This window comes from Microbacterium sp. Gd 4-13 (assembly GCF_003095395.1).
Classification (GTDB): Bacteria; Actinomycetota; Actinomycetes; order Actinomycetales; family Microbacteriaceae; genus Microbacterium.
In genome coordinates this window covers 25,345-50,768 of sequence record NZ_QEIJ01000005.1, presented here as the reverse complement: position 1 = coordinate 50,768, position 25,424 = coordinate 25,345, and the positions used below count along the sequence as shown (strand labels likewise).

The following is a 25,424-nucleotide window of genomic DNA, read 5'->3' as shown; positions in this document are numbered from 1 at the left end:
GTCCATGCGATTCGGACTCTTCATTCCCCAGGGCTGGCGCTTCGACCTCGTCGACATCGCCCCCGCCGACCACTGGCGCGTCATGGCCTCTCTCGCGCAGGACGCCGACGAGGGTCCGTGGGAGTCGCTGTGGGTGTACGACCACTTCCACACGACCCCCGTGCCGAGCGAGGAAGCCACGCACGAAGCGTGGACGCTCATGTCGGCGTTCGCCGCCTCGACCGACCGCATCCGCCTCGGTCAGATGTGCACGTGCATGGGCTACCGCAACCCGGCCTACCTCGCCAAGGTCGCCGCGACCGTCGACCTGATCTCGGGCGGGCGCGCCGAGATGGGCATCGGCGGCGGCTGGTACGAGCACGAGTGGCGGGCGTACGGTTACGGCTTCCCGCCGATCGCCGAGCGGCTCGGGCGTCTCCGCGAGGGCGTGGAGATCATGCACCAGGCGTGGACGACCGGTTCGGCGACCCTCGACGGCACCTACTACCAGGCGGACGGTGCGATCGTCCGGCCGCTCCCGCTGCAGGAGGGCGGCATCCCGCTCTGGATCGCCGGTGGCGGCGAGAAGGTCACGCTCAAGATCGCGGCCAAGTACGCCTCGTACACGAACTTCGGCAGCTCGATCGAGGAGTTCGCCCACAAGTCCGAGGTGTTGCGCGGTCACACCGACGCGCTCGGCCGCGACTTCGACGAGATCACCCGATCGACGAACTTCAACACGATCGTCGCTGCGACCGAGGCGGAAGCGTCCGATCGGCTCGACGCGGTCATCGCCCGCCTGACGCCCCACGTCGGAGCCGAGCGGGCCGCGCAGATGGAACGCGACTACCGCGAGTCGCCCGCGTTCGGCACCCCCGAGCAGATCGTCGAGCGTCTCTCCGAACGGGCCGCCGCGGGCCTCGGCTACGCCATCCACTACTTCCCCGAGGCGGCCTACGACCGCTCCGGTGTGGACCTCTTCGAGCGCGAGGTCGTGCCGGCGCTGCGCTGAGCGCGCCTCGCGTCGGGGCGCAGCATCCGCTCCACACTCAACTGCTCGAATCCACACCCCGCGGCAGCGCGGGCGTGTGGGTTCGAGCGGGAGAGTGTTGATCGGATGCGGCGGAGCCGCCCCGGCATCCGGGGTCAGCGGGGGTCGCGCCAGGAGTGCTGCGGGGCGTAGCCGAGGAGGCGACGTGCCTTGTCGATCGACAGCAGGGTGTCGTGGTCGCCGAACTCGCCGCGCAGCTCCACCCCGGGGAACACCTCGGCGATGAGCTCGGCGTTCGGGCGATCCATCACGGTGTCGGCTGCGGCGATGATGAAGCGGTCGAATCCGGGCGGGGCGATCTCGAGCGCACGCTCGACCGCCTGGGCGCCGTCGCGGGCATCGATGTAGCCCCACAGGTTCCACTTGCGGGTCGTCGCGTCGGCGTCGAACGACGGGAACTCGTCGTAGTCGTCGGGCACCATGACGTTCGAGAAGCGCAGCGCGGTGATCGACAGCTGCGGGTTCCAGCGCACGAGCTCGATCGCGAGCTGCTCCTCGAGGTGCTTCACGAGGGAGTACACCGATTCTGGACGAGCCGGGTACTCCTCGTCGACGGGGATGTACGGCGGCGGCACGTCGAACGGCAGCCCCAGCACCGTCTCGCTCGAGGCGTACACGATCCGGTCGATGCCGAGCCGGACGGCCGCCCAGAACACGTTGAAGCTCGCGGTGATGTTGTTGTGGAACGTCGCGATGTCGGAGCGGATGCCGGGTGCCGGGATCGCCCCGAGGTGCACGAGCGCATCGACCCCGTCGTGCTGGTCGCCCACGCCGGCGAGGGCATCGATCACCTGCCCGTAGTCGGTGAGGTCGACCTGGACGAACCCCGGTCCGCGGGTGCCGACCACGTCGAGGCCGATCACCTCGTGCCCGTGCTCGCGCAGTTCGCGGGCGACGACCGTGCCCAATTTTCCCGATGATCCCGTCAGTGCGATACGCATGGCTCCACAGTGGCACGCCGCCCCTCGGTGGGAGGCCCGCTTGCGCTCGACGCCGCAGACCGACCATGCGTCGAAGAACGGATGCTGCGGCGCTCACGCCCACCGGAGGCTTCGCAGACGCGATCCCGCCGAACGCGGCGGCATCCTCGGAGCGTCGAGAGATCGGGTCAGGCGTCGCGCCGGGCGCCCTCCGAGGCGGCGACGGTGAACAGGTGCGGGGCGGTGTAGCCCGCGGCGGTGAAGGCGCGCTCGACCGCGGCCGCAGCATCCGCGATCTTCTCGCGCGGCAGAAGTGCGATCGCCGACCCGCCGAACCCGCCGCCGGTCATCCGCGCGCCGAGGGCGCCGGCCTCGAGCGCCGTGTCGACGGCGAGGTCGAGCTCGGGCACCGAGATCTCGAAGTCGTCTCGCATCGACGCGTGCGACGCCGTCAGCAGCTCGCCGATCGCCGTCGGTCCGTCTGCGCGCAGGGTCGCCACCGTGTCGAGGACGCGCTGGTTCTCGGTCACGATGTGACGCACTCGGCGGAAGGTCTCGTCGTCGAGGATCTCGCGTGCGCGGTCGAGGTCGGCGACCGAGACGTCGCGCAGCCAGGTGACGCCGAGCGCGGCGGCGCCCGCTTCGCACGACGCGCGACGCTCGCGGTACCCGCCCGACGAGTGCGCGTGCTCGACGCGGGTGTCGACGACGAGGATCTCGAGCCCTGCCGCGTCGAACCCGAGGTCGACGGAGTCGGCCTCGAGCGTGCGGCAGTCGAGGAAGGTCGCCGCATCCGGGCGGCCGAGCATCGACGCCATCTGGTCCATGATGCCGGTGGGAGCCCCGACCGCGTCGTTCTCGGCGATCCGCCCGACGCGGGCGAGCGCGACGAGGTCGAGGCCCGCGCCCCACACGTCGTTGAGGGCCGAGGCGACCGAGCTCTCGATGGCCGCCGACGACGACAGCCCGGCGCCGACGGGCACGTCGGACGCGATGGCGATGTCGACACCGCGCGCGATGCCCGCGGTCGACGCGGCGCGCAGCGCCCACGCGACGCCCAGCGGGTAGGCGGCCCACCCGAGCCCGCCGGCGTCGATCGCCGCGTCGAGCTGGGAGAGCGCGACCTCGACGGGTCCGTCGGCGAACGTGCTGGCTACCCGGATGACGTCGTCGTCGCGCACCGCGAGGGCCGCGGCCGTGCGGTGCCCGATCGCGAACGGCAGCACGAAGCCCTCGTTGTAGTCGGTGTGCTCACCGATGAGGTTGACACGGCCCGGAGCCGACCACACCCCCTCGGGAGCGCGATCGGTGAGGGTGGCCAGCAGGGCGGATGCTGCGGAGAGCGACACGGTCATTCGCACACCTCGGGAACGGATGCGATGGCCGCGCGGATGCGCTCGGCCTGGGACTCGGGGGTGACGTCGGCGATCCACGCACCCATGGCCGATTCGCTGCCGGCGAGGAACTTGAGCTTGTCGGCCGCGCGCCGCGGCGACGTCAGCTGCAGGTGCAGGCGGATGCCGTCGCGACCGACACGTACGGGCGCCTGGTGCCAGGCGGCGATGTAGGGGGTCGGGGTGTCGTAGAGAGCGTCGATGCCGCGGAGCAGCCGCAGGTAGAGCGGGGCGAGTTCGTCGCGCTCGGCGTCGCTGGTCGCGGCGAGGTCGGGGATATGGCGGTGGGGGAGCAGATGCACCTCGATCGGCCAGCGCGCGGCGAACGGCACGAACGCCGTCCAATGCTCGCCCCGCACGACCACGCGTTCGGACGACTGCTCCGACTCGAGGATGCGGGCGAACAGGTCGCCGCCGACCTTCTCGACGGCCTCGAGCTGACGGCGCGTGCGCGGGGTGACGTAGGGGTAGGAGTAGATCTGGCCGTGCGGGTGCGCGAGGGTGACGCCGATCTGCTCGCCGCGGTTCTCGAACGGGAACACCTGCTCGATGCCCGGGAGCGCCGACAGTGCGGCGGTCCGGTCGGCCCACGCCTCGATGACGGTGCGGGCACGGACGACGCCCAGTGAGCCGAACGACCCTTCGTGGGCCGGGCTGAAGCACACGACCTCGCAGCGGCCGACCGAGGTGCGGCTGCGTCCGAGGCCGAGCTCGACGAGGTCGTCGTCGCCGGCCGGAGCATCGTCTCCGGCGGGGGCGTCGCCGGTGGCCTGCGCGAGCGCGGGGCCGAAGGAGGGCGACTTGTTCTCGAACACGGCGACGTCGTAGAGCGAGGGGATCTCCGACGGGTTGGTCGGCGTCTGCGGTGCCAGCGGGTCGAGGTTCGCCGGCGGAAGGAACGCACGGTTCTGCCGGGCGGAGGCGATCGAGATCCAGTCGCCGGTGAGCACGTCCTGCCGCATCGTCGCCGTCGCCGGCCTCGGGTCGAGGGTGCGCTCGTCGATCGCGCGATCGGGGCCCAGGGCAGTGCCCGGGTCGTCGAAGTAGATGAGCTCCCGACCGTCGGCGAGGCGGGTGGAGCGCTTCGCGACTCCCCCGCCGAGGGGGACCGCGTCGATGCGTTGCGTGTTCACGATAACACGCTAGCTTGCGCGCGTGATATCGTCAACATGACCAGGGAGGTCAGGATGCTGCGAGTGTCGATGGCGGATGTCGCCGAGCGCGCGGGGGTATCGGCGCAGACCGTCTCGCGGGTGGCGAACGACAGTCCGCGGGTCGATCCTGAGACCCGTGCCCGCGTCGAGCGCGCGATGAGCGATCTGGGCTACCGCATGCACCGCGCGGCTCGCGCGCTGCGCACGGGGCAGAGCCGCACGATCGGGCTCATCGTCTCGACGCTCGCGACCGTCGGCAATTCCCGGATGCTGCAGTCCATCGCCGAGGTCGCGGCCGCCGGCGACTACGCCCTCACGGTCGCCACCGCCCGCGGCGAGCGGGGCATGCTCGAGGCGTTCGCCCGGCTCCACGACGAGGGAGTGGGCGGTGCCATCGTGCTGAACGAAGCGACCCCCCTCACGCGCGAAGCCGCGGTGCCCGAGGGCATGCGACTCGTCGCCGTGGACTCTGCCCCCGACGACCGCTTCGCCCTCGTGCAGACCGACCACGCCGCGGGTGCGGCCGCGGCCACCCGGCACCTGCTCGATCTCGGGCACCCGACGGTGCACCATCTCGCGGGGCCCGCCGACTCCTTCGCCGCCGTCGAGCGCGAGCGCGGCTGGCGAGAGGTGCTCTCCTCTGCGGGGGTCACCCCGCCGCCGGTTGCCCGCGGCGACTGGACGTCGCGGTCGGGGCACGCCGCAGCATCCGGTCTTGTCGATTCCACGGCCGTGTTCGTGGCGAACGACCAGATGGCGCTGGGTGCCCTGCGCGCCTTCGCCGATGCCGGCCGGCGGGTGCCCGACGACGTCGCGGTGGTGGGCTTCGACGACATCGTGGATGCGGCGGAGTTCCGCCCGCCCCTCACGACCGTCCGTCAGGACTTCGACGAGCTCGGCGCGCGCGCCGTCGCGACCCTGATCGCACTGATCGAGGGCCGAGAGGCCGCGCCCCTGGTGTCGCTCCCGCCCGCCCTCGTGGTGCGGTCGAGCTCAGCGGTCTGACCGCGCGCTCGCTGGTGAGGTGCCACAACCCGGGGTCACGCCCGGCTCTGACGCCCCAGACTGCGGCAACTCGGCGGATCCCTAGGCTGGGCGGATGAGCGCGCAGGCCCCCGACCCGCGGTCGTGTCCGACCTGCGGCGATCCGCTCACGTTCGAGATCCTCGACGATGAGCGGTTCCTCGTGGCGTGGTCGTGCGTGAACTGCGGTCTGATCCGCACCACCGAGCCGGCCTGACCGATCATTCGCGATCGTTCAGCGGACCGAACTCGCGTCTGACATCGGCGAACGACTGAACCTCCGCCTGGAGGCGGTCGGCGAGCCAGGCGCCGTCGCGCAGCCACTTCTGCAGGTTGGCATCGCTGTCCCATCCCTCGAAAGGATCGCCGTGGCTCTCGAAGAAGGCCTGCCATCCCTCGAGATTCTCGGCCAGCTCCGGAGACAGGCCGTACGTCTCCGGCGTCGTGGTGTAGTCGACGTCCCAGGTCGGGGTCGAGCTCTCCCATAGCGGGTGGCGCCGTCCGTAGTCGCAGAACATGCGGATCACCCGACGCTCCGGCGGAGCCTGGGGCGAGGGCATCATGCCGGACACGATAGCCGCCGCCGCTAGGTCGTGTACTCCCACGGTGGTTCGCAGCCGGTGCGTATCTCGGCTATCGAGGCGGCCAACCTGCCCGTCACCGTCGCGCGGACGTTCGTCAGCCGGGCGAGTTCCGCCATGTCCGCGATGTGGCGACAGTTCAGGAGCCCCAGCTCTCGAAGCGGAAGGTCGGCGAGGGCCGCCGTGCCGACGAGCCGAGTGACATCGCTGATCGCGAGGGCAGAGAGGTGGGGGAATGTCGTGAGACTGGTCGCATCGAAGAGGCGGGCCCGGTCGATCGAGAGTCGGCGCAGCGCCGCGTCGCCGTCCCGGGTGCCGTGGAGCGAGCGGATGCGCGGTGCGCTCGCCAGGTCGAGCTCGAGGAGGTGAGCCGGGATCTCGGTCACAGCACTCGCCTCCACGTCATGGAAAGACGCCCGCTCAAGAGTGGCGATCTCGAAGACCGATTGGTTGGTCTCCCATGCGCCCGCGAAAGACGTCAGCGAGGTGAGCGGACGGAGGTCCGTTTCGGGCGCACCGAAGACCTCCAGCGACAGATGCTCGAGCGTCGTGATCTCACTGACGGGCCGGGTGTCGTAGTCGACCCCGGTCACGCTGAGAGCGGTCAATCCCAGGAAGTCGCTCAGGAACGTGAGATCTCGATGTGCGGCCGGAACGCCCAGCACATGCAGGCCGTAGCCGCGCTCGAGTATCCGTCGGCGTTCGGTGACCGTGGGGATCGCGTCCTCGAAGACGGCCATCGGAACGGCGTCCCCGGGCCCTTCGCGCAGGAGCAGTCCGTCGACGCGGGAGAAGCCCGGCAGCCCGGCCTTATCGAAGGTGTCGTGAGCCATCTCTCGGCGACGTCCCCAGCGCATGCCCCACTCTCCCACGAGCGGCGCTCTCGCGGAGCGCCGCTCCCGCACACACGGGAGGCGATGTGCGGTACGGAGGATGCTGTGAGCCAGAGCTCCCTCCGGTGTGCACATCTCCTCCGCAGTGCACGGGAATCGGGCGACGTCGGGGGGTTCAGTTCGAGACGCGCCCGAACAGCCGCGCGAAAACGCCGCCCGAGGTCTCGGACTTCGGGTGGCCCGGGCAGCGATCGGCCCGCGGCACTCCGCGCATCACTTCGTCGACGTGCTGGCCGCAGCCGGCCCAACTCGTCTTGCCGCACGTTCGGCACGTCACTTGACGGCACATCGCAACCCCTTTCATCGCAGACGCGGTGTCTGCTCATCGCAGACGCGGTGTCTGCTGCGAGCAATATACCCCCGGGGGTATCATGGGACCTATGAGAACGATCATTGTCGGCGGGGTCGCCGGGGGAATGTCGGCCGCCACGCGCCTGCGCAGGCTCGACGAGGACCGGGAGATCGTCGTCTTCGAGCGAGGGTCCCACGTGTCGTTCGCGAACTGCGGTCTTCCGTACTACGTGGGCGGGGCGATCGCCGAGCGTTCCTCCCTCCTGCTCCAGACACCCGAGGCGCTCACCGCGAGGTTTCGGATCACCGTGGCGGTGCGGCACGAGGTCGTGGCGATCGATCCGGTCGCGCACACCGTCGATGTCGTCGACCTCGACTCGGGCGTATCTCGCACGGAGCACTACGACGATCTCGTGCTGGCCATGGGTGCCTCCGCCGAACCGCGCCACGGTGCGGTGCCGAACACGACGTTGCGGAGCCTCGACGACGTCGATCGGATCATGAGCGTGCTCGCCGACGTCGACGAGCCTCGAGCGGTCGTGGTGGGGGCCGGGTTCATCGGTCTGGAGGCCGTGGAGAACCTGCTGGCCCGAGGGGCTCACGTGACGCTCGTCCAGCGCGGGCCGCAGGTTCTCTCGCCCTTGGACCCCGAGATGGCTGCCCCCGTGCGCCGGGTGCTCGAACACGCCGGAGTCGACGTGCGGTGCGGTACGACGGTCGTCGGAAGCGCCCCCGGGGTCGTCCGGCTGAGCGACGGGACCGAGGTTCCCGCCGATCTGGTCGTCCAGGCGAGCGGCGTCGCCCCGGAGAGCGGTCTCGCCCGGGCTGCCGGCCTCGCCATCGGCCCGACCGGCGGAATCGCCGTCGACCGCCGCCAGCGCACGAGCGTCGCCTCGGTCTGGGCCGTCGGCGACGGAGTGGAGAAGATCGACCGCATCGACGCCGAGCCCACGCTGGTGACCATGGCGGGGCTCGCGAACCGACACGGTCGCGCGGCGGCCGACGACATCGCCGGGCACGACGCGGGGGAGGCCGCGCCGGCATCGGGCACCTCCATCGTGGGCGTGCTCGGCGTGACCATCGGTCTCATCGGGTGGAGCGAGAGGCGGCTCGCGGCGGCCGGCCGCGCGCACCGGGTGATCCACACGCATCCGTTCTCGCACGCGACGTACTACCCGGGTGCGGAGCAGATGGCGATGAAGCTGCTCGTGGATCCGAACGATGACCGCATCCTCGGCGCGCAGATCGTCGGAGGAGACGGGGTCGACAAGCGCCTCGACGTGATCGCGGTGGCCATGGCGGCCGGTCTCACCGCCTCGTCGCTCTCGAATCTCGAGCTCGCCTACGCCCCGCAATACGGATCCGCGAAAGACCCGATCAACCTGCTGGGCAACGTCGCGGAGAACATCGCGCGGGGGATCGACCGATCGATCCAATGGCACGAGCTCAGCGACTACCGGGCGGCGGGGGCGGTCGTCGTCGACGTGAGGTCGGCCGCCGAGCACGCCGCCGGATTGATTCCCGGCGCGGTGCTCATGCCCCTCGACGAGCTGCGGGCGCGACACCGGGAGCTTCCGAACGCGCCGCTGGTCGTGCACTGCCAGGTCGGGCAGCGCGGCCACACCGCCGTGCGGCTCCTCACCCAGCTCGGCCATGACGTCCGCAACCTCGACGGCGGCTGGCTCACCTGGAGCGCCGGAACATCGGCATCGCAGAATCCTTCCGCGCAAGCCCCCCACGCATGACCGCCCGACCTCGAGAAAGAAGCAGACGTATGTCCCGTCTCACCCCTCGCACGCTCCTTCGATCAGCGCCGACACCGGCCAGAGGGGGTCGCGAATGAGCTCGTCCGGTCAGCTTCGAGACCCCGCCGCGACCCGCAAGATCGCGAACCGGCTGAAGCGCGCCCAGGGTCAGCTGGCGGGTCTCATCTCCGCCGTCGAGAGCGGCGGCGACTGCCGCGATGTCGTCACGCAGCTCGCCGCCGTCTCGAGCGCCCTCGACAGGGCGGGCTTCGCGATCATCTCGACGGCCATGCGCGAATGCCTGGACGACGAGGCGACCGCGGGCGAGGCGTCGGAGGGACGGGCGAGCGAGACGGGCGGCGGGCTCACCGTGGCCGAGCTCGAGAAGCTGTTCCTCACCCTCGCCTGAGCGGGTGCGGCGCCAGGATGGTGGCATGGCCCGCATCGTGATGGCACCCGACAGCTTCAAGGGCACCGTCACGGCACCGGATGCGGCGGCCGCGCTCGCCGCGGGCTGGCGCGCGGTGCGCCCCCGCGACGAGATCGTGCTCTCGCCGATGGCCGACGGTGGGGAGGGCACGCTCGATGCCGTGGCGGCGGCCGTTCGGGGGGCCGTGCGCGTGCCCGTCACCGTGCCCGGTCCGGCGGGTGAACCCGTCGGCGCGGTATGGCTCCGCCTCCCCGCCACAGCCGATGCGCCGGCGGGGATCGGGGTGGTCGAGCTCGCGCAGACGTCGGGCATCGAGCTGCTGCACGGGGCGCTTCGCCCGTGGACGGCGTCCACCCTCGGGTTCGGCCGCGCCGTGGCCGCCGCTCTCGCCGCGGGGGTCTCGCAGCTCGTGCTCGCGATCGGCTCGAGCGCCTCGACCGACGGCGGGGTCGGCCTCCTCCGCGCGCTCGGGGCGAGGTTCACCGATGCGGCGGGCGACCCGATCCCCGCGGGGGCCGAGGGGCTGCAGCGTCTCGCGGCCGTCGACCTCGCCGCACTCGCGCCGCTCCCGCCCGGGGGAGTGCGCGTGCTCACCGACGTCGAGAACCCCCTGCTGGGCGCACGGGGTGCGGCCCGGGTGTTCGGTCCGCAGAAGGGGATGGATGCTGCGGGCCTCGCCCGCGCCGACGCGGGCCTGGCACGCCTGGCGTCGTTCGCGCCCGCGGTCGACGCGGCCGCTCCGGGCGCCGGGGCCGCGGGCGGTACGGGCTGGGCGCTTCTCGCCTGGGGTGGCGACCTGGTCGCGGGCGCGCCGGAGATCGCCGCGTTGACGGGACTGGTCGAGTCCGCCGCATCCGCCGACCACGTCGTCACGGGCGAGGGTGCGTACGACCGGCAGTCGGCCGCGGGCAAGGTGCCGGCGCTCGTCGCGGCGCTGGCTCCCGGCCGCACGGCGCTCGTCTGCGGTCGCCTCTCCGCCGACGCCGACGTGTCGGCCTTCACGGCGACCGTGTCGCTGGCCGAGCTCGCGGGGTCGGCCGCGGCGGCAGTGCTCGATCCCGTCGTGTCAATCCGCGCCGCGGGGGCCCGGCTCGCGGATACGCTCGAACTCCATCCCCGAGGAGTCACATGACCACCGTTCGCGCGTACGCCGCCGCATCCGCCACCTCCCCCCTCGAGCCCACGACGATCGACCGCCGCGAGGTCGGCCCGCGCGACGTGCTCATCGACATCGCCTACGCGGGCATCTGCCACTCCGACATCCACACGATCCGCGGCGAGTGGGGCGAGGTCGCCTACCCGCTCACGGTCGGGCACGAGATCGTCGGCACCGTCGCCGAGGTCGGCTCCGACGTCACCCGCCACGCCGTCGGCGACCGCGTGGGCGTCGGATGCATGGTCAACTCCTGCCGCGAGTGCGAGAACTGCCTCGCCGGCGAGGAGCAGTACTGCCTGAAGGGCAATGTCGGAACCTACGCCAACGTCGACCGCGACGGCTCGATCACCCAGGGCGGCTACGCGCAGAAGGTGGTCGTCGACGAGGACTTCGTTCTGCGTGTGCCCGAGGCGATCCCGTACGAGAAGGCGGCTCCCCTGCTCTGCGCCGGCATCACGACGTATTCGCCGCTGCACCACTGGAACGCCGGACCCGGCAAGAAGGTCGCCGTCGTGGGCCTCGGCGGGCTCGGGCACATGGCGGTCAAGATCGCGCACGCGATGGGCGCCGAGGTGACCGTGCTGTCGCAGAGCCTGCGCAAGAAGGACGACGGCCTCGCCATGGGCGCCGACCATTATTACGCCACGAGCGACCCCGAGACGTTCGAGACGCTCAAGAACAGCCTCGACCTCATCGTCAACACCGTGAGCGCACCGCTCGACCTGAAGCAGTACCTCGGTCTGCTCTCGCTCGACGGCACGATGGTCAACGTCGGCGCGCCGCCCGAGCCGCTGCCGATCCAGGTGTTCACGCTGTTCTCGAACCGCCGCTCGTTCGCCGGCTCCAGCATCGGAGGCATCCGTGAGACGCAGGAGATGCTCGACTTCTGCGCCGAGCACGGCATCGCGCCCGAGGTCGAGCTCATCGACGCCGCGCAGATCAACGAGGCCTACGAGCGCGTGCTCGCCAGCGACGTGCGGTACCGCTTCGTGATCGACGCCGCCACCATCTGACCCGCCGCCGCTGCGTGCGCAGCGACGAACGACGACACCCCGGTCTCGATGAGGCCGGGGTGTCGTCGTGAGCGGATGCTGCGGGTCAGGACCCGCCGAGGGCCTCGGCGACGACCGCGCGCGCCTGCTCCTGCACCTCGCGGAGGTGGCCTTCGCCGCGGAGCGATTCCGCGTAGAGCTTGTAGACGTCTTCGGTGCCGGAGGGGCGCGCGGCGAACCACGCGTCTTCGGTCTGCACCTTCAGGCCGCCGATCGCCGCGCCGTTGCCCGGAGCGTGCGAGAGCTTGGCCGTGATGGGCTCGCCGGCGAGCTCGGTCGCGGTGACCGCGTCGGGCGAGAGCTTCGCGAGGGCCGCCTTCTGCGCGGGGGAGGCGGGCGCATCGACCCGCTGGTACGCCGACGAGCCGTAGGTGTCTTCGAGCTCCGCGTAGCGCTGCGACGGAGTCTTGCCGGTCACCGCGAGGATCTCGGCGGCGAGCAGGGCGAGCAGGATGCCGTCCTTGTCGGTCGTCCAGACCGTTCCGTCGGTGCGCAGGAACGACGCCCCGGCCGATTCTTCGCCGCCGAACGCGACCGAACCGTCGAGGAGGCCCGGCACGAACCACTTGAAGCCCACCGGCACCTCGAGGAGGGTGCGGCCGAGCGACGCGGCGACCTTGTCGATGATCATCGACGACACGAGCGTCTTTCCGACCGCGGCATCCGCAGGCCAGCCCGGCCGGTGCGCGAAGAGGTAGTCGATCGCGACGGCGAGGTAGTGGTTCGGGTTCATCAGGCCCGCGTCGGGGGTGACGATGCCGTGGCGGTCGGCGTCGGCGTCGTTGCCGGTGAGGATGTCGTACTCCTCGCGGCGGGCGACGAGCGCGGCCATCGCGGACGGAGACGAGGGATCCATGCGGATCTTCTCGTCCCAGTCGAGCGTCATGAAGCGCCACGTCGGGTCGACATCGGGGTTCACGACCGTGAGGTCGAGGCCGTAGTGCTCGCCGATGAGCTGCCAGTACTCCACCGATGCGCCGCCGAGCGGGTCGGCGCCGATGCGCACGCCGGCGCGCTTGATCGCCTCGATGTCGATGATCCCCTCGAGGTCGCGCACGTACGCTTCGCGGAAGTCGTACTCGCCGAGCGCCTCGCCGTCGATGTCGGCGTAACGCGTGCGCTGCACGCCCTCGAGGTCGGCGGCGATGAGCTCGTTCGCGCGGTCGGCGATCCAGCTCGTCGCGTCGGTGTCGGCGGGGCCGCCGTGGGGCGGGTTGTACTTGAAGCCGCCGTCACGGGGAGGGTTGTGGCTGGGGGTGACGACGATGCCGTCGCCGCGGGTCGGGTCATCGAGCGCCTTGCCGCGGTTGTGGTTGAGGATCGCCAGGCTCAGCGCCGGGGTGGGCACCCACGAGTCGCGTGCGTCGATGCGCACGTCGACGCCGTTCGCGACGAGCACCTCGATCGCGCTGCGCTCGGCGGGCAGCGACAGCCCGTGCGTGTCGCGGCCGAGGAACAGCGGCCCGCGGATCCCCTGCGCCGCACGGTAGTCGACGATCGCCTGGGTGGTGGCGAGGATGTGGTTCTCGGTGAAGCTCGTCGACAACGACGAGCCGCGGTGGCCGCTCGTGCCGAAGGCGACGCGCTGCTCCGGGATCGTCACATCGGGCTTGCGGTCGTAATAGGCCGAGATCAGTTCATCGATGTCGATGAGATCGGATGCTTCGGCGGGGCGTCCTGCGCGACTGCTCATTCCCCCAGTCTGCCCGGTGAGAGCCCGTTGCGGGACGCCTTTGACACGAACTGCTGGTTTCGCACCCCTGCCGACCCTCGGGTTAGGCCATACTCAGTCAGATGGGGCAAGGGGCGGGGCCGGCGCGCATCGCGATCGTCGACGATCATGAACTGGTGGGGCTTGCCGTTCGCAGCCTGGTCGAAGGGGCCGAGGGGCTCGTCTTCGCCCGGCACGAGCGATCGGTCGCCGACATGGTCGCTCAGACGCGCGACGCGGATCTGGTGCTGCTCGATCTCAGCCTGAGAGACGACACGACGCCCGACCGCAATGTCGACACGCTGCGGGCCTGGGGCGCGCACGTTCTTGTTCTCACGTCGGCGGAGAACCCCTTCCTCATCCGCGAGGCCTCGCGCACCGAGGCGCTCGGGATCGCGCGAAAGTCGACTCCGGGTGACGAACTGGTGGCCGTCATGACCGCGGCCGCGGCCGGCGAGCATGTGCCGAGCACGGAGTGGGCGTCGGCGCTGGACACCGACCCGACCCTCCACGCGGCGCCGCTGACTCTTCGCGAGCGCGAGGTGCTGTCGCTCTACGCCTCCGGGATGGGTGCGCGAGAGGTCGCCGCGGCGCTCTTCGTGAGCGAGAACACCGTCAACGATCATCTGCGCCGCATCCGGTCGGTCTATCGCCTGATCGGGCGCCCGGCCACGACGAAGGTCGATCTCTACCGACGCGGTATCGAGGACGGCTTCGTGCCTGTCCCGAGTCGCGGCTGACCTCTCGATGAACGTCGGCCGCGCGGAGCTGGCCACTCTGCGCCTGCTGATGGTCGCCGTCGGCATCTCGGCGGTCGTGTCGATGCTCGTCGGCACCCTGGTCGCCGACCCGTCGGGGCGGGCGGGGGTGCCGTTCTGGCATCTGATGCTGAGCGGCGCGGCGTACGCCGTGCTGACCCTCGTCGCGGCTGCGGCGCCGTGGTCGTCGGCGCGGGTGGTGCGGGTGGGAGCCGGTATCGGTGTGGCGGCCTACGCGGTCGGTATGTTCTCCTTCGCGCCGGCGACGGGTCTGGTCAGCGGCGGGGGGACCGTGCCATGGTCGATGACGAGCATCGGCGTCGTCGCTCTGGCGACGGTCGTGGCGGGAGGCGAGCGCCTCGGGTGGGTGGTCATCGCCTCGTGGTCGGTCATGATCGCGGTGTACCGGGTGGTGCTGGGCGGGTACTCGCTCAACGGCTTCGTGAACGACGCGCAGGCGATGCTCTCGGCGGGTCTGCTGTGCGTGGTCGGTGCGAGCGTCCTGCGCGCCGCGGTGGAGCTGGACGCGGCGACCGACCGCGCCGAGGCCGCCATCCGCCGCGAGGCGACGGAGCGGGGTCGCCTGGCTGCCCGTGCGCGTGGCGCCGCTTTCGTTCACGATGAGGTGCTGGCCGCTCTCCGCGGCGCGGCGGACGCACTCCCCTTGACGGCGGATGCCGTTCGCCGTCAGGCGCTGCGGGCGACGGGGATCGTCGATCACCGCGACGGGGAGACGGACTGGCTCGCGGATCTTCGTGGGGCGGCCCTCCGCGCCGACGCGCGGGTCGATGTGTCTGCGACCGCCGATGCGGTCACCGCGGAGGACGACGTGGCGCGCGCCCTGGTGACGGCCGCGCGACAAGCGCTCGACAACAGCATCCGACATGCCGACGGGAGCCGTCGCCGCGTGAGTGTCTCGCTCGACGCGGACGGCGCGCGCGTCGAGATCAGCGACGACGGGTCGGGGTTCGACCCCTCGGCGGTCGCCGCCGACCGGTTGGGCATCGCGCTGAGCATCATCGGCGTCATGCGGGCGGTTCCCGGCGGCGATGCGGTGGTGCTGTCGACGCCCGGCGACGGCACGACGGTGCAGCTCACCTGGCGACCGCCTCTCCCCGCCCCCGACCCGAGCGACCGCACCCGGGGCGCGCTCCGGCTGCGGATGACGGCGGCCGCGGGGCTGTTCCTCGTCGCCCAGTCGTTCATCGCGATAGCCGCGGCGCTCGGGAGCAGCTGGCCGCTGCCGACTCTCTTCACCCTCGCCGGGGTGCTCGCCGCCGCCGAGGTGGTCCGTCGCGCCCCGCGCTCGGTGTTGTCCGTCGTTCGGGCCTCGGTCACGGCCGCCCTCCTGTGGGTGGTGGTGGCCGTCGCCCTCGTCGCGACCCCGGCCCCCATCACCTATGGCACGGGGTGGTTCCTGCCCGCGGCGGGATTCGTGCTCGTCTTCGTCGCGCTGCGCGGCAGGCCCATGATCGCCCTGGGCGGCGCCGCGGCGATGCTGCTGGTCCTCGCCGCCGACGCCTCCGTGCGCGGGGGAGCGCCGGTGCAACTGGTCAGCGCCGGTGTGCGCACGGCCGTCGTCGTCGGTCTCGGGGCCACCGCGGCGTTCGCGCTCGCGCGCCTCCGGCGTTCCACGATCGCGGTGGCCGACAAGGTGTTGCAGGTCGCACGGCGCGGAGCGTGGGACGCCGCCGTGCAGCGCGAACTCGACATCCACGCCCACGAGGTCGACCGCTATGCGCGCCCCCTTCTCGAGCGTGTTGCGAGAGGGGAGCAGCTCGCCGACGCCGACCGGGCGCTGGCGCGGGCGGTCGAGGGCAGATTGCGCGATGGTTACCGTGCCGGGCGTCTGCTGAGCGAGGCCGTGATCGACGCAGCCATGGCCGCTCGCATCCGCGGGGTCGACGTGGTGCTCCTCGACGACGCGGGCGATGCGACCCCCGCCGACGCCGACCTCCCGTCCATCACCGACTGGATGTCCGGGGAGCTCGCGCGCGCCGAGCGCAAGTTCGTCGGACGCCTCCTGCCGGCGGACCGCCCGCATCGCGCGCAGGCGCTCGTGGATGGGCGTTCGTCGACGTTCGGAGGGTGATCAGGGCTCGGTGAGCACCTTCCACGGCGAGTAGTCGCGGTCGAGCACCGAGCGGTCCGGTCGTTTCCCCTGCGACCACCACCGGGCCTCGTATCCCGTCCCCTCCCACATGACCCGATCGCCCTGGTCGTACAGGGTCGCCGGATCCCAGCCGGGGTAGGTGCCCTCGGGGAGGGTCGGCAGGGTGAACGGGTGGTCGGTCGCGAGGACCGGTCCGAGGTACGTCCACGCGGATGCTGCGGCGTCCAGGCTCGGGTCGTCGGGCGCTGCGCCGTCCTCGTTCCACCATTTCGAGATATAGACCGACCCGTTCCAGACCACCGTCACTCCGGCGGAGTAATACGTCGTCGACGTCCAGATCGGGTAGGGGCTGGTCTCGGGATCGTCGGGGACCCCGGGAGTTCGGGGTGCGGCGGTGGCTGTCGCGGGGGAGACGTATCCCTCGGCGAGAAGGTCGGCGAACCGCTCTCCGACCTGCTCCACGCCGCTGCACTCGTTCGACACGACACCCGTGTAGACGTAGTTCGAGCCGCACGTGCGATCCCGGTTGATCGACCACATCGATAGCCGGGCCATGCCACGCTCCGTGGCGAAGGCGTTCAGTGCGCGGGCGTCGTCGGTCGAGAACACCTCTCCAGGGACGTCGTTGCGCCCGATCATCGGCGTCGCTCCGAGCATGCTCCACACGCCTCCCGGCGGCAGTGCGAGGTCGCGCGCGGTCCAGGTCTCGCGCAGCTGCGCGGCGGTCGCGTCGAGAGCACCCGTGCTGAGATCGATGAGCGAGGCGGTTCCCCCGCTGCCGTAGTTCATGGTCATCGCGTTGACGCCCGCGATCTCCACACCCGCATCGAGCATGTCCTCCACCAGGGCGAGCCCTTCGGAGGTGAGCCCGTCGGGCGCCACGGGGAGCGTCAGCCAGACCGTCAGCACTCGATCATCGGCCGCGCGCTCCTGCTGCAGCGCGGCGATCGCCTCGGCCCGCCGCGTCGAGGCCGCCGTGTCGGAGAGGGTGTCTCCTTCGATGTCGAGGTCGATCGTGTCGACCCCGTACCGATCGACGACGTCGCGGTAGGCGCCGACGAGATCGTCGGTGTCGGTGCACGCGACGGCGAGCTCGGTGTTGACGGCGCCGCCGAACGAGACCGCCACCGGCCGCCCCTCGCCGACCAGGCGGGCGACGCGACGGTCGAGTTCGAATCGACCGGCCGCGTCGTCGAGTCCGTAGGCCTTCCCCCACGTCGGCGTGCAGTCGTGCTCGTCGGCCGCGACGACGAACGCGAGCACGACGCCACCCGCGCTGTCGGCGAGGTTGCTGCGGGCGAGCTTCTCACCGTCCTCGAGGGTGACGTCGTAGTACCCGGCGAACCATCGGTGGTCGTTCGCTGCCGCCACGTCGGTCGGCAGGAACGGCGTGATCGCGGCGCCGACGGCCACCGCTCCGGCGGCGAGCGCGGCCGCGACCGTCGACACCGCCCGGATCGGCGAGAGGCGACGGCCGGCGAACCGCGTTCCGGAGCGAGCGCTGCGCGGGCTCATCGGAGTGCCCCGGTCGGCTCGAGCACGCCGTCTTCGAGCACGCGACGCCAGGGCTGTGCGGCGTGCTCGCCTCGAGGCTCACGGGTCGCCGCGGGAGCGTCCACCCAGATCCATTCCAACCACCCGTTCCAGATGTCGGAGATCGCGTTCCGGACGCCGATCAGCCGCACCACGGCCCCGGCGATGCACAGCGCCGTGAAGGCGGCGAACGCCGCGGCCGGCCAGGCGCCCTCGGATGCTGCGCGGAGGCCGATGAGCGCGGCGCCGACGGCGATGGCCAACGGTGCGACGACGTAGAGGGCACCCGCGGGAGTGCGGGTGTGCACCTTCGGGGTGCGGGCGAAGGCCGACGTCCCACCGGAGAGCGCCTGCGCGATGGAGGCCATCGTGCCGGCGAGGTTGACGGCGACGAGCAGGAGGTTCAGCCCGTAGATCCCGAGCACGTCGATCCGCCGGTACCCGAGGTAGCGCAGGTCGCGGGCCATCTCGATGAAGTAGGGCAATGCGATCAGGAGCAGGACGATGCTGACCAGCTCGCCGTCGAGCGGGAAGACGGTCATGAGCACCAGCAACCCCACCGTCACCCAGGCGATGGAGCCGAGGTAGTTGGCGCGCAGCATCCGCTCCACCAGTGTGAGGGGATGGCCGGTTCCGCGACGTCGGACGGTGAGGGCGTGGAGGCGGGGCAGCACCAGAAGCCCGCCGTTCGCCCATCGGCGGCGCTGGATGACGAGCGAGCCGAAATCGGAAGGGGTGGTGCTGTAACTCAGCCGCTCGGGGTAGTTCCACAGGCTCCAGCCGTGATCGACGATGTCGATGCTCGACTCGGTGTCTTCGATGACGGTCACGCCCTGGATGAACCGGACGACCTCGACGCCGTCCTCCACCGTGGTGCGTCGGAGGTCTTCGAGGGCGGCGCGGCGGATGATCGCGTTGGCCCCGACCCAGAAGGTCGCGGAGAAGGCGGTGAGCCCCTGGTGCACGACGTGCTGCAGGTCGGTCGTCGCGCCGGCCAGGCGTTCGATCCGCGTCTGGGTGCCCCGGTAGGCCGAGTAGGGAGTCTGGATGACGGCCACCCGCTCGGAGCCGGGCTGGTGGAGCTGGTGGGCCAGCCGTAGCGCGTACTCGGGCAGCAGCTGGGAGTCGGCGTCGAGGGTGAGCACGAGATCGCACTCCGGAACCTCGACGATCTCGTACCGTTCCTCGGGGGAGCGGAGCGATTCAGTCGCGGTGGCGCCGGCGACACGCAGCCGGTGGCGCCCGCCGATCAGACCGAGGTAGGCGTTGAGGTTCATCGCCTTCGTGGCCTCGTGCGACAACGACGCGTACCGCTTGCGTTCGAAGACGTCGGTCTCCACGGAGAAGATCGACGACACCCGGCGCAGCAGCTGCAGGGCGCGTCCCTGATCGAGCGCGTAGCTCGCGTCTTCGCCGGCCTCGCGCAGCGCCGACGCCGATGCGTCGAGGTCGTCGGCCAGGGAGCGCAGCACGCGCTCGACGAAGAACAGCTCGACGTTGGTCCCGGTCGGTTCGGAGTCGGCCATCCGCCGCAACCAGGCGGTCGCCTGGTCGTAGACGTCGGCCACCCGTGCGACGTCGACGACGGCAGCGGGGTGCCGGACGATGTCGTCGATCACCGCCCGAGCTTCGCTGCGGACGGGCTGCAGGGCCTCGGTGATCTCGACGGCGACCGCTCGGGTCGCATCGAGACGCGCGGCGACGGTCGGATCGGAGGGCGCCGGAGGATCGTCGAGCAGCAGCACCACGCGCAGGTGGGGCACCTCCTGCAGGGCCGCCGACCAGAGGCTCATGCGCACAACGGCCGGATCCTCGGCGTAGGAGGGCACGAGCGCGAGCACGCGCACCGGGTTCTCGGCGAAGAACGCGTCGATGTCGGCCCGACGTGCGCGGCGGTGGCGCTCGAAACGCGGCAGCGCGCCGGCGCGGGCGAGGAGGTACATGCATGCCGAGAAGGTGAGGGCGGTCACCGAGACCAGGAACACGATCGTGCCGAGGAGATGCCACACCGAGGTCAGCGCCTCGCCGCGCGCGAGCGTGACGGCGACGGTGGTCATATACAGCGCCCACAGTCCCGCGCACAGGGCCACCGCGAATCGGGCGCGCACGATCACGGCCCGGCCCGGGCGTGCGTGCATCGCCGGCTGCGTGCGGGCGGTGTTCGTGCGTTCGCGTCGGCGGTGGCGCGTGGATGCGGTGCGCGAGCGGCCGGGTGCTGATCGGGTCATGGCGGCGGGACCTTTCGTCCGCGCGGTACGAGAACGCTTCAGCGCGGATCTGTCGGACGGCTGGCCCTCGGGGAGGAGGCCGCACACATTGTCGACCCGCACCCCCGGGCACGAGACCCCCTCGGGCCACTGTTTCGGGGGGTTGTGGCCGGATGCGGAAAACCACCATTTTCGGTGGTCGGCGTCCACGGACGCGGCCCACGGGCTTGCGTAGCGTGTATCGAGTCGCACCGATGCTCGAGCCCTGGGGGCGCGACCACCTTCCCGCAGCAACCTGCTGTGCGCCCTCGGGACTCGGACGCCGGATGCGACGCATACTCCCACGGCGCGGACGACCTCGCGCCGAGGATCGGACGAAGCAGCACCCCGGTGCCGCAGGCGCAGCCGTCGGCACCACGGATACGTCATCGCGGACCCGCGCCGAGATGCTGCTTCTCCCGGAGCTCAGGGGGGCCTCCGGTGGGCGGGTGGGGTGGTCGGTGGGGGCTAGGCTGATCGCCGTGATGCCCGAGACCGCCCCCACCCGCCGCACATACAGCTACCTCGGGCCGGCGGGAACCTTCACGGAGGCCGCGCTCGCACAGGTGCCCGAGGCCCGCGATCAGCACTGGCGCGCAGTGAGGAACGTCGGTGAGGCGCTCGCCGACGTCGTCGAGGGACGATCGGATGCCGCGATGATCGCGATCGAGAACTCCGTCGACGGCGGGGTCTCGACCGCACAGGACGCGCTGGCCACGATGCCCGGTCTTCGGATCGTCGGCGAGTATCTGGTGCCGGTCAACTTCGTGCTCGTCGGGCGACCCGGCACCCGGCTCGAGGATGTGTCGCTCGTGGCGGGCCATCCGGTGGCCTACGCCCAGTGCCTCGGCTGGCTGACCGACGCCCTGCCCGCGCACGCGCACATCCCCGCGGCCAGCAACGTCGCCAGCGCCCTCGGGATCCTCGACGGCACGAGCGACGCCGACGCCGCGATCGCGGCCCCCGGCATCGTGGCCCATCACGATCTCGCCGTGCTCGCCGAGAGCATCGGCGACAACCCGAATGCCGTGACCCGGTTCGTGCTCGTCAGCCGCACGGTCGCGCCGGCACCGCCGACCGGTGCCGACAAGACCTCTCTGATCGTCGAGCTGCCCGAGGACCACCCGGGTGCCCTGCTCGAGCTCCTCGAGCAGTTCGCGACGCGCGGCATCAACCTGAGCCTGCTGGCGTCGCGCCCGATCGGCGATGCACTCGGGCGCTACCGCTTCGTCATCGACGCCGACGGCCACGTGTACGACGAGCGCATGGCCGACGCCCTCCTCGGGCTGCGCCGCTTCAGCCCGAAGATGATCTTCCTCGGCTCGTACGCCCGCGCCGATCGCGCGATCGTCCGCTACCCCGATCGCTACTCCGACGACGTCTTCGTCGAGGCGCGCGACTGGCTGCGCTCGCTCATCAGCGGCGAGCCCGAGGCGTAGCGACCTCTGAGACACCGCGACCGGCCGAGACACCGCGCCAGGCGGGGTGTCTCGGCCGGATGGGGTGTGTCGACGGCCGGATGCGGCGCGTCAGGCGGCGACGGGAACGAGCGCGCCGGCGACCTGCGACAGCGTCTGCACCCGTCCGTCGGCCGCGTCGAGCGGCTCACCGTCGAAGGCGCCGGCGATCGGTGAGAGCATGACCTCGTCGACCCCGTGGCGGGCGGCGAATGCGGTGAGCTCGGCGGCGACGGAGTCGCCCGTGCCCACGAACCACGTCGCGCGCGTCTGCGACATCAGCGACTCGGCCATCGCATCGAACGGCAGCGCGCGCGCCTGCTCGACGGTCTCGAGCGGCACGAGAGGCATGTTCGAGCGCAGACGCGCCATCATGCGCAGCTGCGGCAGCGCCCGCGCCTCGGCCTCGTCGGCGGTCGGGGCGGCCACCGCGTTCACCGTGAGGAACGTGCGCGGCGCGGCGAGGGTCTCACTCGGCTGGAACCCGGTGCGGTAGAGGTCGAGCGCTCGCTCGAGCCCGTGGCCCGAGAAGTGGTTCGCGAAGACGTACGGCAGGCCCAGTGCGGCCGCGAGCGATGCGGAATAGTCGCTCGATCCGAGCAGCCAGACCTCGGGCGAGCCGGATGCTGCGGGTGTCGCGTGCACCGTGTACTCGCCGCCGGAGCTGAAGCGCACGGTGGCGCCCTCCGGGGAGGTGAGCGCGAGAATGTCGCGGATGTGCTCGGGGAAGCGGTCGACGTCGCTCGTCGTGCCCGACCGGAAGAGCAGCTGCGTGATCACGGGGTCGGAGCCGGGGGCGCGACCGATCCCGAGGTCGACCCGCCCCGGTGCGACCGCCTCGAGCGCGGCGAACTGCTCGGCCACGACCAGCGGGGAGTGGTTCGGCAGCATGACGCCGCCCGACCCGACGCGGATGCGGCTGGTGCGTCCGGCGGCTGCCGCGATCAGCACCGGCGGCGTCGTCGAGGCGACGGCGGGCATGTTGTGGTGCTCGGCGAACCAGTATCGGCGGTAGCCGAGCTCTTCGGCACGGGCGACGAGGTCGAGGGAGGCGGAAACGGCCTGCGCGCTCGACTGGCCGGCTCGGACCGGGATGAGATCGAGAACGGAGAGGGCGAGCGGCGGAGTAGTCATCGCCGGATGCAACGACGCAGCATCCGCTCGCATTCCGGGTCGCGCGCCGGGTTTGGGGCGTGTTCTTCGGCCCCGGTGCCGCTCAGCGCGCCCGCTTGACGTCCTCGTACGCGGCGAGGGCCTGGCGGCGTGTGTCGCCGAGGTCGACGAGCGGTTCGGGGGCGTTCCCGTCGAGATGATCCGGTGCCCACCGACGGACGTACTCGTCGTGCGCGTCGAACTTCTTGCGCTGCAGCTCGGGGTTGAAGATGCGGAAGTACGGGGCGGCGTCCGCGCCGGAGCCGGCGACCCATTGCCAGTTGAACGGGTTGCTCGCCCCGTCTGCGTCGACCAGCGTGTCCCAGAACCACTGCTCGCCGAGGCGCCAGTCGATCATCAGGTTCTTCACGAGGTACGACGCCGTCACCATGCGCACGCGATTGTGCATCGCGCCCGAGTGCCAGAGCTCCCGCATGCCGGCATCGACGAGGGCCACCCCGGTGCGTCCCTGCTGCCACGCCTCGAGGTGCTCGGGGTTCAGCCGCGGCCACGGGAAGGCGTCGAAGCCGCTGCGCCAGTTCTTCGTGGCCAGATCGGGGAAGTGGAAGAGCGTGTGGCAGGCGAACTCGCGCCAGCCGATCTCGGAGAGGAATCGCGAGGCGGATGCCGCGTGGGCGCCCGTGCTGCGCTGCTTCACCGTCTCGTGCCACACCTGGTACGGGCTGACCTCGCCCCACCGCAGATAAGGGGACAGGTGCGAGGTCGCCTCGCCCGCCGGTTCGTCGCGCGAGCGGTCGTAGTCGCCGAGGTCGTCGTCGAGGAAGCCCTTCAGTCGTCTGAGGGCGGCGGGCTCTCCGGGTTCCCACGCCTCGCGCAATCCGCCGGCCCAATCGGGCTTCGTGGGCAGCAGCTCCCACGTGCCGAGGTCGTCGGAGTCGGGCAGGGTCCCGGGAGCGTCGATCTCGCGGGGCGCCGACAGCGGCGCCCGCGGCGCCGGGAGGTCTTGGCATGCGCGCCAGAAGGGGGTGAACACCGAGTACGGGGTGCCCGATCCGGTCTGCACGGTCCACGGCTCGAACAGCACGGATGCGGCGAAGGATGCCACCTCGACCCCGTCATCGCGCAGGGCGGCCTTGATCCCGGCGTCGATCTCGCGCTCGGCCCCGCCATAGCGACGGTTCCAGAAGACGGCCCCGGCAGACGCATCCGCCACCACCGCGGGAACGATGTCGGCCGCTCGGCCGCGGCGCAGCACGAGGGCGCCACCGCGCTCGCGCAGGCGCTCGCCGAGCGAGTCGAGGCTGTGGTGCAGCCACCACTTCGCCGCCCCGCCGAGCTCGCGCATCCCGTCGGCGTCGCCCTCGAGCACGTAGAGGCAGATCACCGGCTCGCCGCGGTCGACGGCGGCGCGCAGCGCCGGGTTGTCGGCGATCCGCAGATCGTCGCGGAACCAGACGACGGAGGGACTCACCATCCCGCCACGCTATCGGCGGCGCCGACCGTGATCGTCGGGCTTGACACCCCCTTACAGCGTGAAGGTGTCGTGTTACAGCCTGGAGGTGTCGTGGCCCTTCGGCACGACGAGCTGCAGACCGCCCGCCACGATGCGGCAGTGGATGCGGGTGGCCTCGCCGAATTCGTCGCCGTCGAGCTCGACGGGCTGGGCGGGGGAGGTGGCGGTCTCGATCTCATGACCGCGCAGGTAGCGCACGGACGAATCGCGCCGACGCTCGAGCACCCGGCGCCCGGCGCGGAAGCGCCGGAGCACCGAGTTGTCCCAGGCGACCTTGCGCCAGACGCCGAGCCAGCCGAACGGGCCGGTGGGCTGAATGATCGCGACGTCCATGAGGCCGTCGCCGATCGAGGCGCCCGGGATGAGCGAGATGCCGGCCGGCAGGGTGCCGCAGTTCGCGAACAGGATGCTCTGGATCTTCGCCCCGTGGAGGCGCCGGTCGTCGAGCTGGTACATGATGCGGAACGGCTGCGCCTTCACGAGAGAACGCGCCGCTCCGTCGACGTAGGCGACCCAGCCGACGGTCTTCTTCAGCTGCGAGTTCGTGTTCGCGATCATCGCCGCATCCAGCCCCATGCCGGCCATGACGACGAAGCCGTGTTCCTCGGTCGTGCCGTCGGGGCGTCGCAGGCGCGCGACGCCGGCGTCGGTGGGGTGGATGTCGCCGTGGAACGTGGCGCGGATCATCGCGTCGGGGTCGGTCAGCGGCAGGTTGAGGTTGCGCGCGAGCAGGTTGCCCGTGCCGCTCGGGATGATCGACAGCGGCATGCCCGTGTCGGTCAGGGTCTCGGCCGCCGCGCGGACCGTGCCGTCACCGCCGGCCACGAGCACCGCGTCGACGCCGTCGTCGACCGCGGCGCGCGTGGCGTCGTCGCCGAGGTCGTCGACGGTCGTTTCGAAGAAGAGGGGGGCGTCCCACCCCGCCTCCGACGACAACGCGACGACCTTCGCACGCAGGGTCGCGGGGCTCACCTTGGTCGGGTTGTACACCAGGGCCGCGCGCTTCCCCGTTCCCCGCGGCGCTGCGAGCGGGGCGGGATTGCCCAGCGCGTCGACGCGGCGGGCCTCGCCCGCCGCCTCGGCCGACGAGTCGGGCGCGACGTCGTCAGGCTGGCGGATGACGCCGTCGGGTGCGGCGGCGTCCGCGGGCGCGGGAGAGTCGTCGTCGGCGCCGCGAGGACCCGGGGCATCGGATGCCGCGGAGACCGGGTCGTGCTCGCCCGCGCCGGGATCGTCGTCGCCGGGGACTGCCGGGGCTGGGGCCATGGCTCCCACCCTAGGGGCGGGGGCTCTCGGCGCGGACGGGGTCGG

At 71.5% G+C, this 25,424-nt stretch carries 21 protein-coding genes; 10 read left to right on the top strand and 11 right to left on the bottom strand.

Annotated features, from left to right (window positions below; all coding sequences use genetic code 11):
- Positions 1-4 precede the first annotated feature (4 nt).
- Positions 5-991 carry an LLM class F420-dependent oxidoreductase gene (locus DEA06_RS10755; protein ID WP_116648001.1) on the top strand — a complete coding sequence of 329 codons (987 nt, stop codon included), beginning with the start codon at positions 5-7 and terminating at the stop codon, positions 989-991.
- 134 nt (positions 992-1,125) lie between these two features.
- Here the strand turns inward: DEA06_RS10755 and DEA06_RS10750 are convergent, their stop codons facing one another.
- The 3 genes from DEA06_RS10750 to galT form a co-directional block, all read right to left on the bottom strand.
- Positions 1,126-1,971, bottom strand: a complete 846-nt coding sequence (locus DEA06_RS10750) for an NAD(P)-dependent oxidoreductase (protein WP_116648000.1) — start codon at positions 1,969-1,971, stop codon at positions 1,126-1,128.
- A 167-nt stretch (positions 1,972-2,138) separates the two neighbouring features.
- Positions 2,139-3,305 carry a galactokinase gene (gene galK / locus DEA06_RS10745; RefSeq protein ID WP_116647999.1) on the bottom strand — a complete coding sequence of 389 codons (1,167 nt, stop codon included), beginning with the start codon at positions 3,303-3,305 and terminating at the stop codon, positions 2,139-2,141.
- Positions 3,302-4,477, bottom strand: a complete 1,176-nt coding sequence (gene galT, locus DEA06_RS10740) for a galactose-1-phosphate uridylyltransferase (protein WP_116647998.1) — start codon at positions 4,475-4,477, stop codon at positions 3,302-3,304. The genes galK and galT overlap by 4 nt, the downstream gene beginning before the upstream one ends.
- A gap of 54 nt (positions 4,478-4,531) precedes the next feature.
- Here galT and DEA06_RS10735 point away from each other — a divergent pair, with 54 nt between their 5' ends.
- Both DEA06_RS10735 and DEA06_RS16575 read left to right on the top strand, forming a co-directional pair.
- The gene (locus tag DEA06_RS10735; RefSeq protein WP_240606913.1) at positions 4,532-5,503 is read left to right on the top strand and encodes a LacI family DNA-binding transcriptional regulator; all 972 of its coding nucleotides are present in this window, start codon (positions 4,532-4,534) and stop codon (positions 5,501-5,503) included.
- Between the two features lie 94 nt (positions 5,504-5,597).
- Positions 5,598-5,738: a hypothetical protein gene (locus DEA06_RS16575; protein ID WP_165817978.1), complete on the top strand. Its 141-nt coding sequence runs from the start codon at positions 5,598-5,600 to the stop codon at positions 5,736-5,738.
- Between the two features lie 4 nt (positions 5,739-5,742).
- Here DEA06_RS16575 and DEA06_RS10730 read toward each other — a convergent pair whose 3' ends face one another.
- Both DEA06_RS10730 and DEA06_RS10725 read right to left on the bottom strand, forming a co-directional pair.
- Complete coding sequence (locus tag DEA06_RS10730; protein WP_133241750.1) at positions 5,743-6,084, bottom strand: hypothetical protein; 342 nt, start codon at positions 6,082-6,084, stop codon at positions 5,743-5,745.
- Positions 6,085-6,107: 23 nt separating this feature from the next.
- Positions 6,108-6,959 carry a hypothetical protein gene (locus DEA06_RS10725; RefSeq protein ID WP_133241749.1) on the bottom strand — a complete coding sequence of 284 codons (852 nt, stop codon included), beginning with the start codon at positions 6,957-6,959 and terminating at the stop codon, positions 6,108-6,110.
- 416 nt (positions 6,960-7,375) lie between these two features.
- Here DEA06_RS10725 and DEA06_RS10720 point away from each other — a divergent pair, with 416 nt between their 5' ends.
- From DEA06_RS10720 to DEA06_RS10705, 4 genes are all read left to right on the top strand, one after another.
- Positions 7,376-9,031, top strand: coding sequence for an FAD-dependent oxidoreductase (locus DEA06_RS10720; protein WP_116647995.1), 1,656 nt, complete (start codon positions 7,376-7,378; stop codon positions 9,029-9,031).
- A 94-nt stretch (positions 9,032-9,125) separates the two neighbouring features.
- Positions 9,126-9,440 carry a metal-sensitive transcriptional regulator gene (locus DEA06_RS10715; protein WP_116647994.1) on the top strand — a complete coding sequence of 105 codons (315 nt, stop codon included), beginning with the start codon at positions 9,126-9,128 and terminating at the stop codon, positions 9,438-9,440.
- A gap of 25 nt (positions 9,441-9,465) precedes the next feature.
- Positions 9,466-10,593, top strand: a complete 1,128-nt coding sequence (locus DEA06_RS10710; RefSeq protein ID WP_116647993.1) for a glycerate kinase — start codon at positions 9,466-9,468, stop codon at positions 10,591-10,593.
- Complete coding sequence (locus DEA06_RS10705; RefSeq protein WP_116647992.1) at positions 10,590-11,630, top strand: NAD(P)-dependent alcohol dehydrogenase; 1,041 nt, start codon at positions 10,590-10,592, stop codon at positions 11,628-11,630. The genes DEA06_RS10710 and DEA06_RS10705 overlap by 4 nt, the downstream gene beginning before the upstream one ends.
- 85 nt (positions 11,631-11,715) lie before the next feature.
- Here DEA06_RS10705 and pgm read toward each other — a convergent pair whose 3' ends face one another.
- Positions 11,716-13,362: a phosphoglucomutase (alpha-D-glucose-1,6-bisphosphate-dependent) gene (gene pgm / locus DEA06_RS10700; protein ID WP_116647991.1), complete on the bottom strand. Its 1,647-nt coding sequence runs from the start codon at positions 13,360-13,362 to the stop codon at positions 11,716-11,718.
- 101 nt (positions 13,363-13,463) lie between these two features.
- Here pgm and DEA06_RS10695 point away from each other — a divergent pair, with 101 nt between their 5' ends.
- Both DEA06_RS10695 and DEA06_RS10690 read left to right on the top strand, forming a co-directional pair.
- Positions 13,464-14,120, top strand: coding sequence for a response regulator transcription factor (locus tag DEA06_RS10695; RefSeq protein WP_116647990.1), 657 nt, complete (start codon positions 13,464-13,466; stop codon positions 14,118-14,120).
- Positions 14,121-14,127: 7 nt separating this feature from the next.
- A complete protein-coding gene (locus tag DEA06_RS10690; protein ID WP_116647989.1) occupies positions 14,128-16,230 on the top strand; it encodes an ATP-binding protein in 2,103 nt (700 codons plus the stop codon).
- Here the strand turns inward: DEA06_RS10690 and DEA06_RS10685 are convergent, their stop codons facing one another.
- Together DEA06_RS10685 and DEA06_RS10680 are read right to left on the bottom strand one after the other, a co-directional pair.
- A complete protein-coding gene (locus DEA06_RS10685) occupies positions 16,231-17,766 on the bottom strand; it encodes a chitinase (RefSeq protein WP_116647988.1) in 1,536 nt (511 codons plus the stop codon).
- Positions 17,763-20,012, bottom strand: a complete 2,250-nt coding sequence (locus DEA06_RS10680) for a glycosyltransferase family 2 protein (RefSeq protein WP_116647987.1) — start codon at positions 20,010-20,012, stop codon at positions 17,763-17,765. Before DEA06_RS10680 ends, DEA06_RS10685 begins: the two co-directional genes overlap by 4 nt.
- Positions 20,013-20,515: 503 nt before the next feature.
- On the opposite strand from DEA06_RS10680, the gene pheA reads away from it, so the two are divergent.
- Positions 20,516-21,469: a prephenate dehydratase gene (gene pheA / locus DEA06_RS10675; RefSeq protein WP_116648206.1), complete on the top strand. Its 954-nt coding sequence runs from the start codon at positions 20,516-20,518 to the stop codon at positions 21,467-21,469.
- 90 nt (positions 21,470-21,559) lie between these two features.
- On the opposite strand, the gene DEA06_RS10670 is transcribed toward pheA, so the two are convergent.
- From DEA06_RS10670 to DEA06_RS10660, 3 genes are all read right to left on the bottom strand, one after another.
- Complete coding sequence (locus DEA06_RS10670; RefSeq protein WP_116647986.1) at positions 21,560-22,621, bottom strand: LLM class flavin-dependent oxidoreductase; 1,062 nt, start codon at positions 22,619-22,621, stop codon at positions 21,560-21,562.
- A gap of 82 nt (positions 22,622-22,703) precedes the next feature.
- Positions 22,704-24,074 carry a deoxyribodipyrimidine photo-lyase gene (locus tag DEA06_RS10665; RefSeq protein WP_116647985.1) on the bottom strand — a complete coding sequence of 457 codons (1,371 nt, stop codon included), beginning with the start codon at positions 24,072-24,074 and terminating at the stop codon, positions 22,704-22,706.
- Positions 24,075-24,146: 72 nt separating this feature from the next.
- Positions 24,147-25,379, bottom strand: coding sequence for a diacylglycerol kinase family protein (locus tag DEA06_RS10660; protein WP_116647984.1), 1,233 nt, complete (start codon positions 25,377-25,379; stop codon positions 24,147-24,149).
- Positions 25,380-25,424 lie beyond the last annotated feature (45 nt).

Excerpts from the sequence above, each read along its gene's own strand:
- DEA06_RS10755 (WP_116648001.1), top strand. The coding sequence starts at position 5 with ATGCGATTCGGACTCTTCATTCCCCAGGGCTGGCGCTTCGACCTCGTC.
- DEA06_RS10710 (WP_116647993.1), top strand. The coding sequence starts at position 9,466 with ATGGCCCGCATCGTGATGGCACCCGACAGCTTCAAGGGCACCGTCACG.
- pgm (WP_116647991.1), bottom strand. The coding sequence starts at position 13,362 with ATGAGCAGTCGCGCAGGACGCCCCGCCGAAGCATCCGATCTCATCGAC.
- DEA06_RS10685 (WP_116647988.1), bottom strand. The coding sequence starts at position 17,766 with ATGAGCCCGCGCAGCGCTCGCTCCGGAACGCGGTTCGCCGGCCGTCGC.
- galK (WP_116647999.1), bottom strand. The coding sequence starts at position 3,305 with ATGACCGTGTCGCTCTCCGCAGCATCCGCCCTGCTGGCCACCCTCACC.
- DEA06_RS10705 (WP_116647992.1), top strand. The coding sequence starts at position 10,590 with ATGACCACCGTTCGCGCGTACGCCGCCGCATCCGCCACCTCCCCCCTC.
- DEA06_RS10750 (WP_116648000.1), bottom strand. The coding sequence starts at position 1,971 with ATGCGTATCGCACTGACGGGATCATCGGGAAAATTGGGCACGGTCGTC.
- pheA (WP_116648206.1), top strand. The coding sequence starts at position 20,516 with ATGCCCGAGACCGCCCCCACCCGCCGCACATACAGCTACCTCGGGCCG.
- DEA06_RS10690 (WP_116647989.1), top strand. The coding sequence starts at position 14,128 with ATGAACGTCGGCCGCGCGGAGCTGGCCACTCTGCGCCTGCTGATGGTC.
- DEA06_RS10660 (WP_116647984.1), bottom strand. The coding sequence starts at position 25,379 with ATGGCCCCAGCCCCGGCAGTCCCCGGCGACGACGATCCCGGCGCGGGC.
- DEA06_RS10725 (WP_133241749.1), bottom strand. The coding sequence starts at position 6,959 with ATGCGCTGGGGACGTCGCCGAGAGATGGCTCACGACACCTTCGATAAG.
- DEA06_RS10665 (WP_116647985.1), bottom strand. The coding sequence starts at position 24,074 with ATGGTGAGTCCCTCCGTCGTCTGGTTCCGCGACGATCTGCGGATCGCC.
- DEA06_RS10695 (WP_116647990.1), top strand. The coding sequence starts at position 13,464 with ATGGGGCAAGGGGCGGGGCCGGCGCGCATCGCGATCGTCGACGATCAT.
- DEA06_RS10670 (WP_116647986.1), bottom strand. The coding sequence starts at position 22,621 with ATGACTACTCCGCCGCTCGCCCTCTCCGTTCTCGATCTCATCCCGGTC.
- DEA06_RS10730 (WP_133241750.1), bottom strand. The coding sequence starts at position 6,084 with ATGATGCCCTCGCCCCAGGCTCCGCCGGAGCGTCGGGTGATCCGCATG.
- DEA06_RS10680 (WP_116647987.1), bottom strand. The coding sequence starts at position 20,012 with ATGACCCGATCAGCACCCGGCCGCTCGCGCACCGCATCCACGCGCCAC.
- DEA06_RS16575 (WP_165817978.1), top strand. The coding sequence starts at position 5,598 with ATGAGCGCGCAGGCCCCCGACCCGCGGTCGTGTCCGACCTGCGGCGAT.
- DEA06_RS10720 (WP_116647995.1), top strand. The coding sequence starts at position 7,376 with ATGAGAACGATCATTGTCGGCGGGGTCGCCGGGGGAATGTCGGCCGCC.
- DEA06_RS10715 (WP_116647994.1), top strand. The coding sequence starts at position 9,126 with ATGAGCTCGTCCGGTCAGCTTCGAGACCCCGCCGCGACCCGCAAGATC.
- DEA06_RS10735 (WP_240606913.1), top strand. The coding sequence starts at position 4,532 with ATGCTGCGAGTGTCGATGGCGGATGTCGCCGAGCGCGCGGGGGTATCG.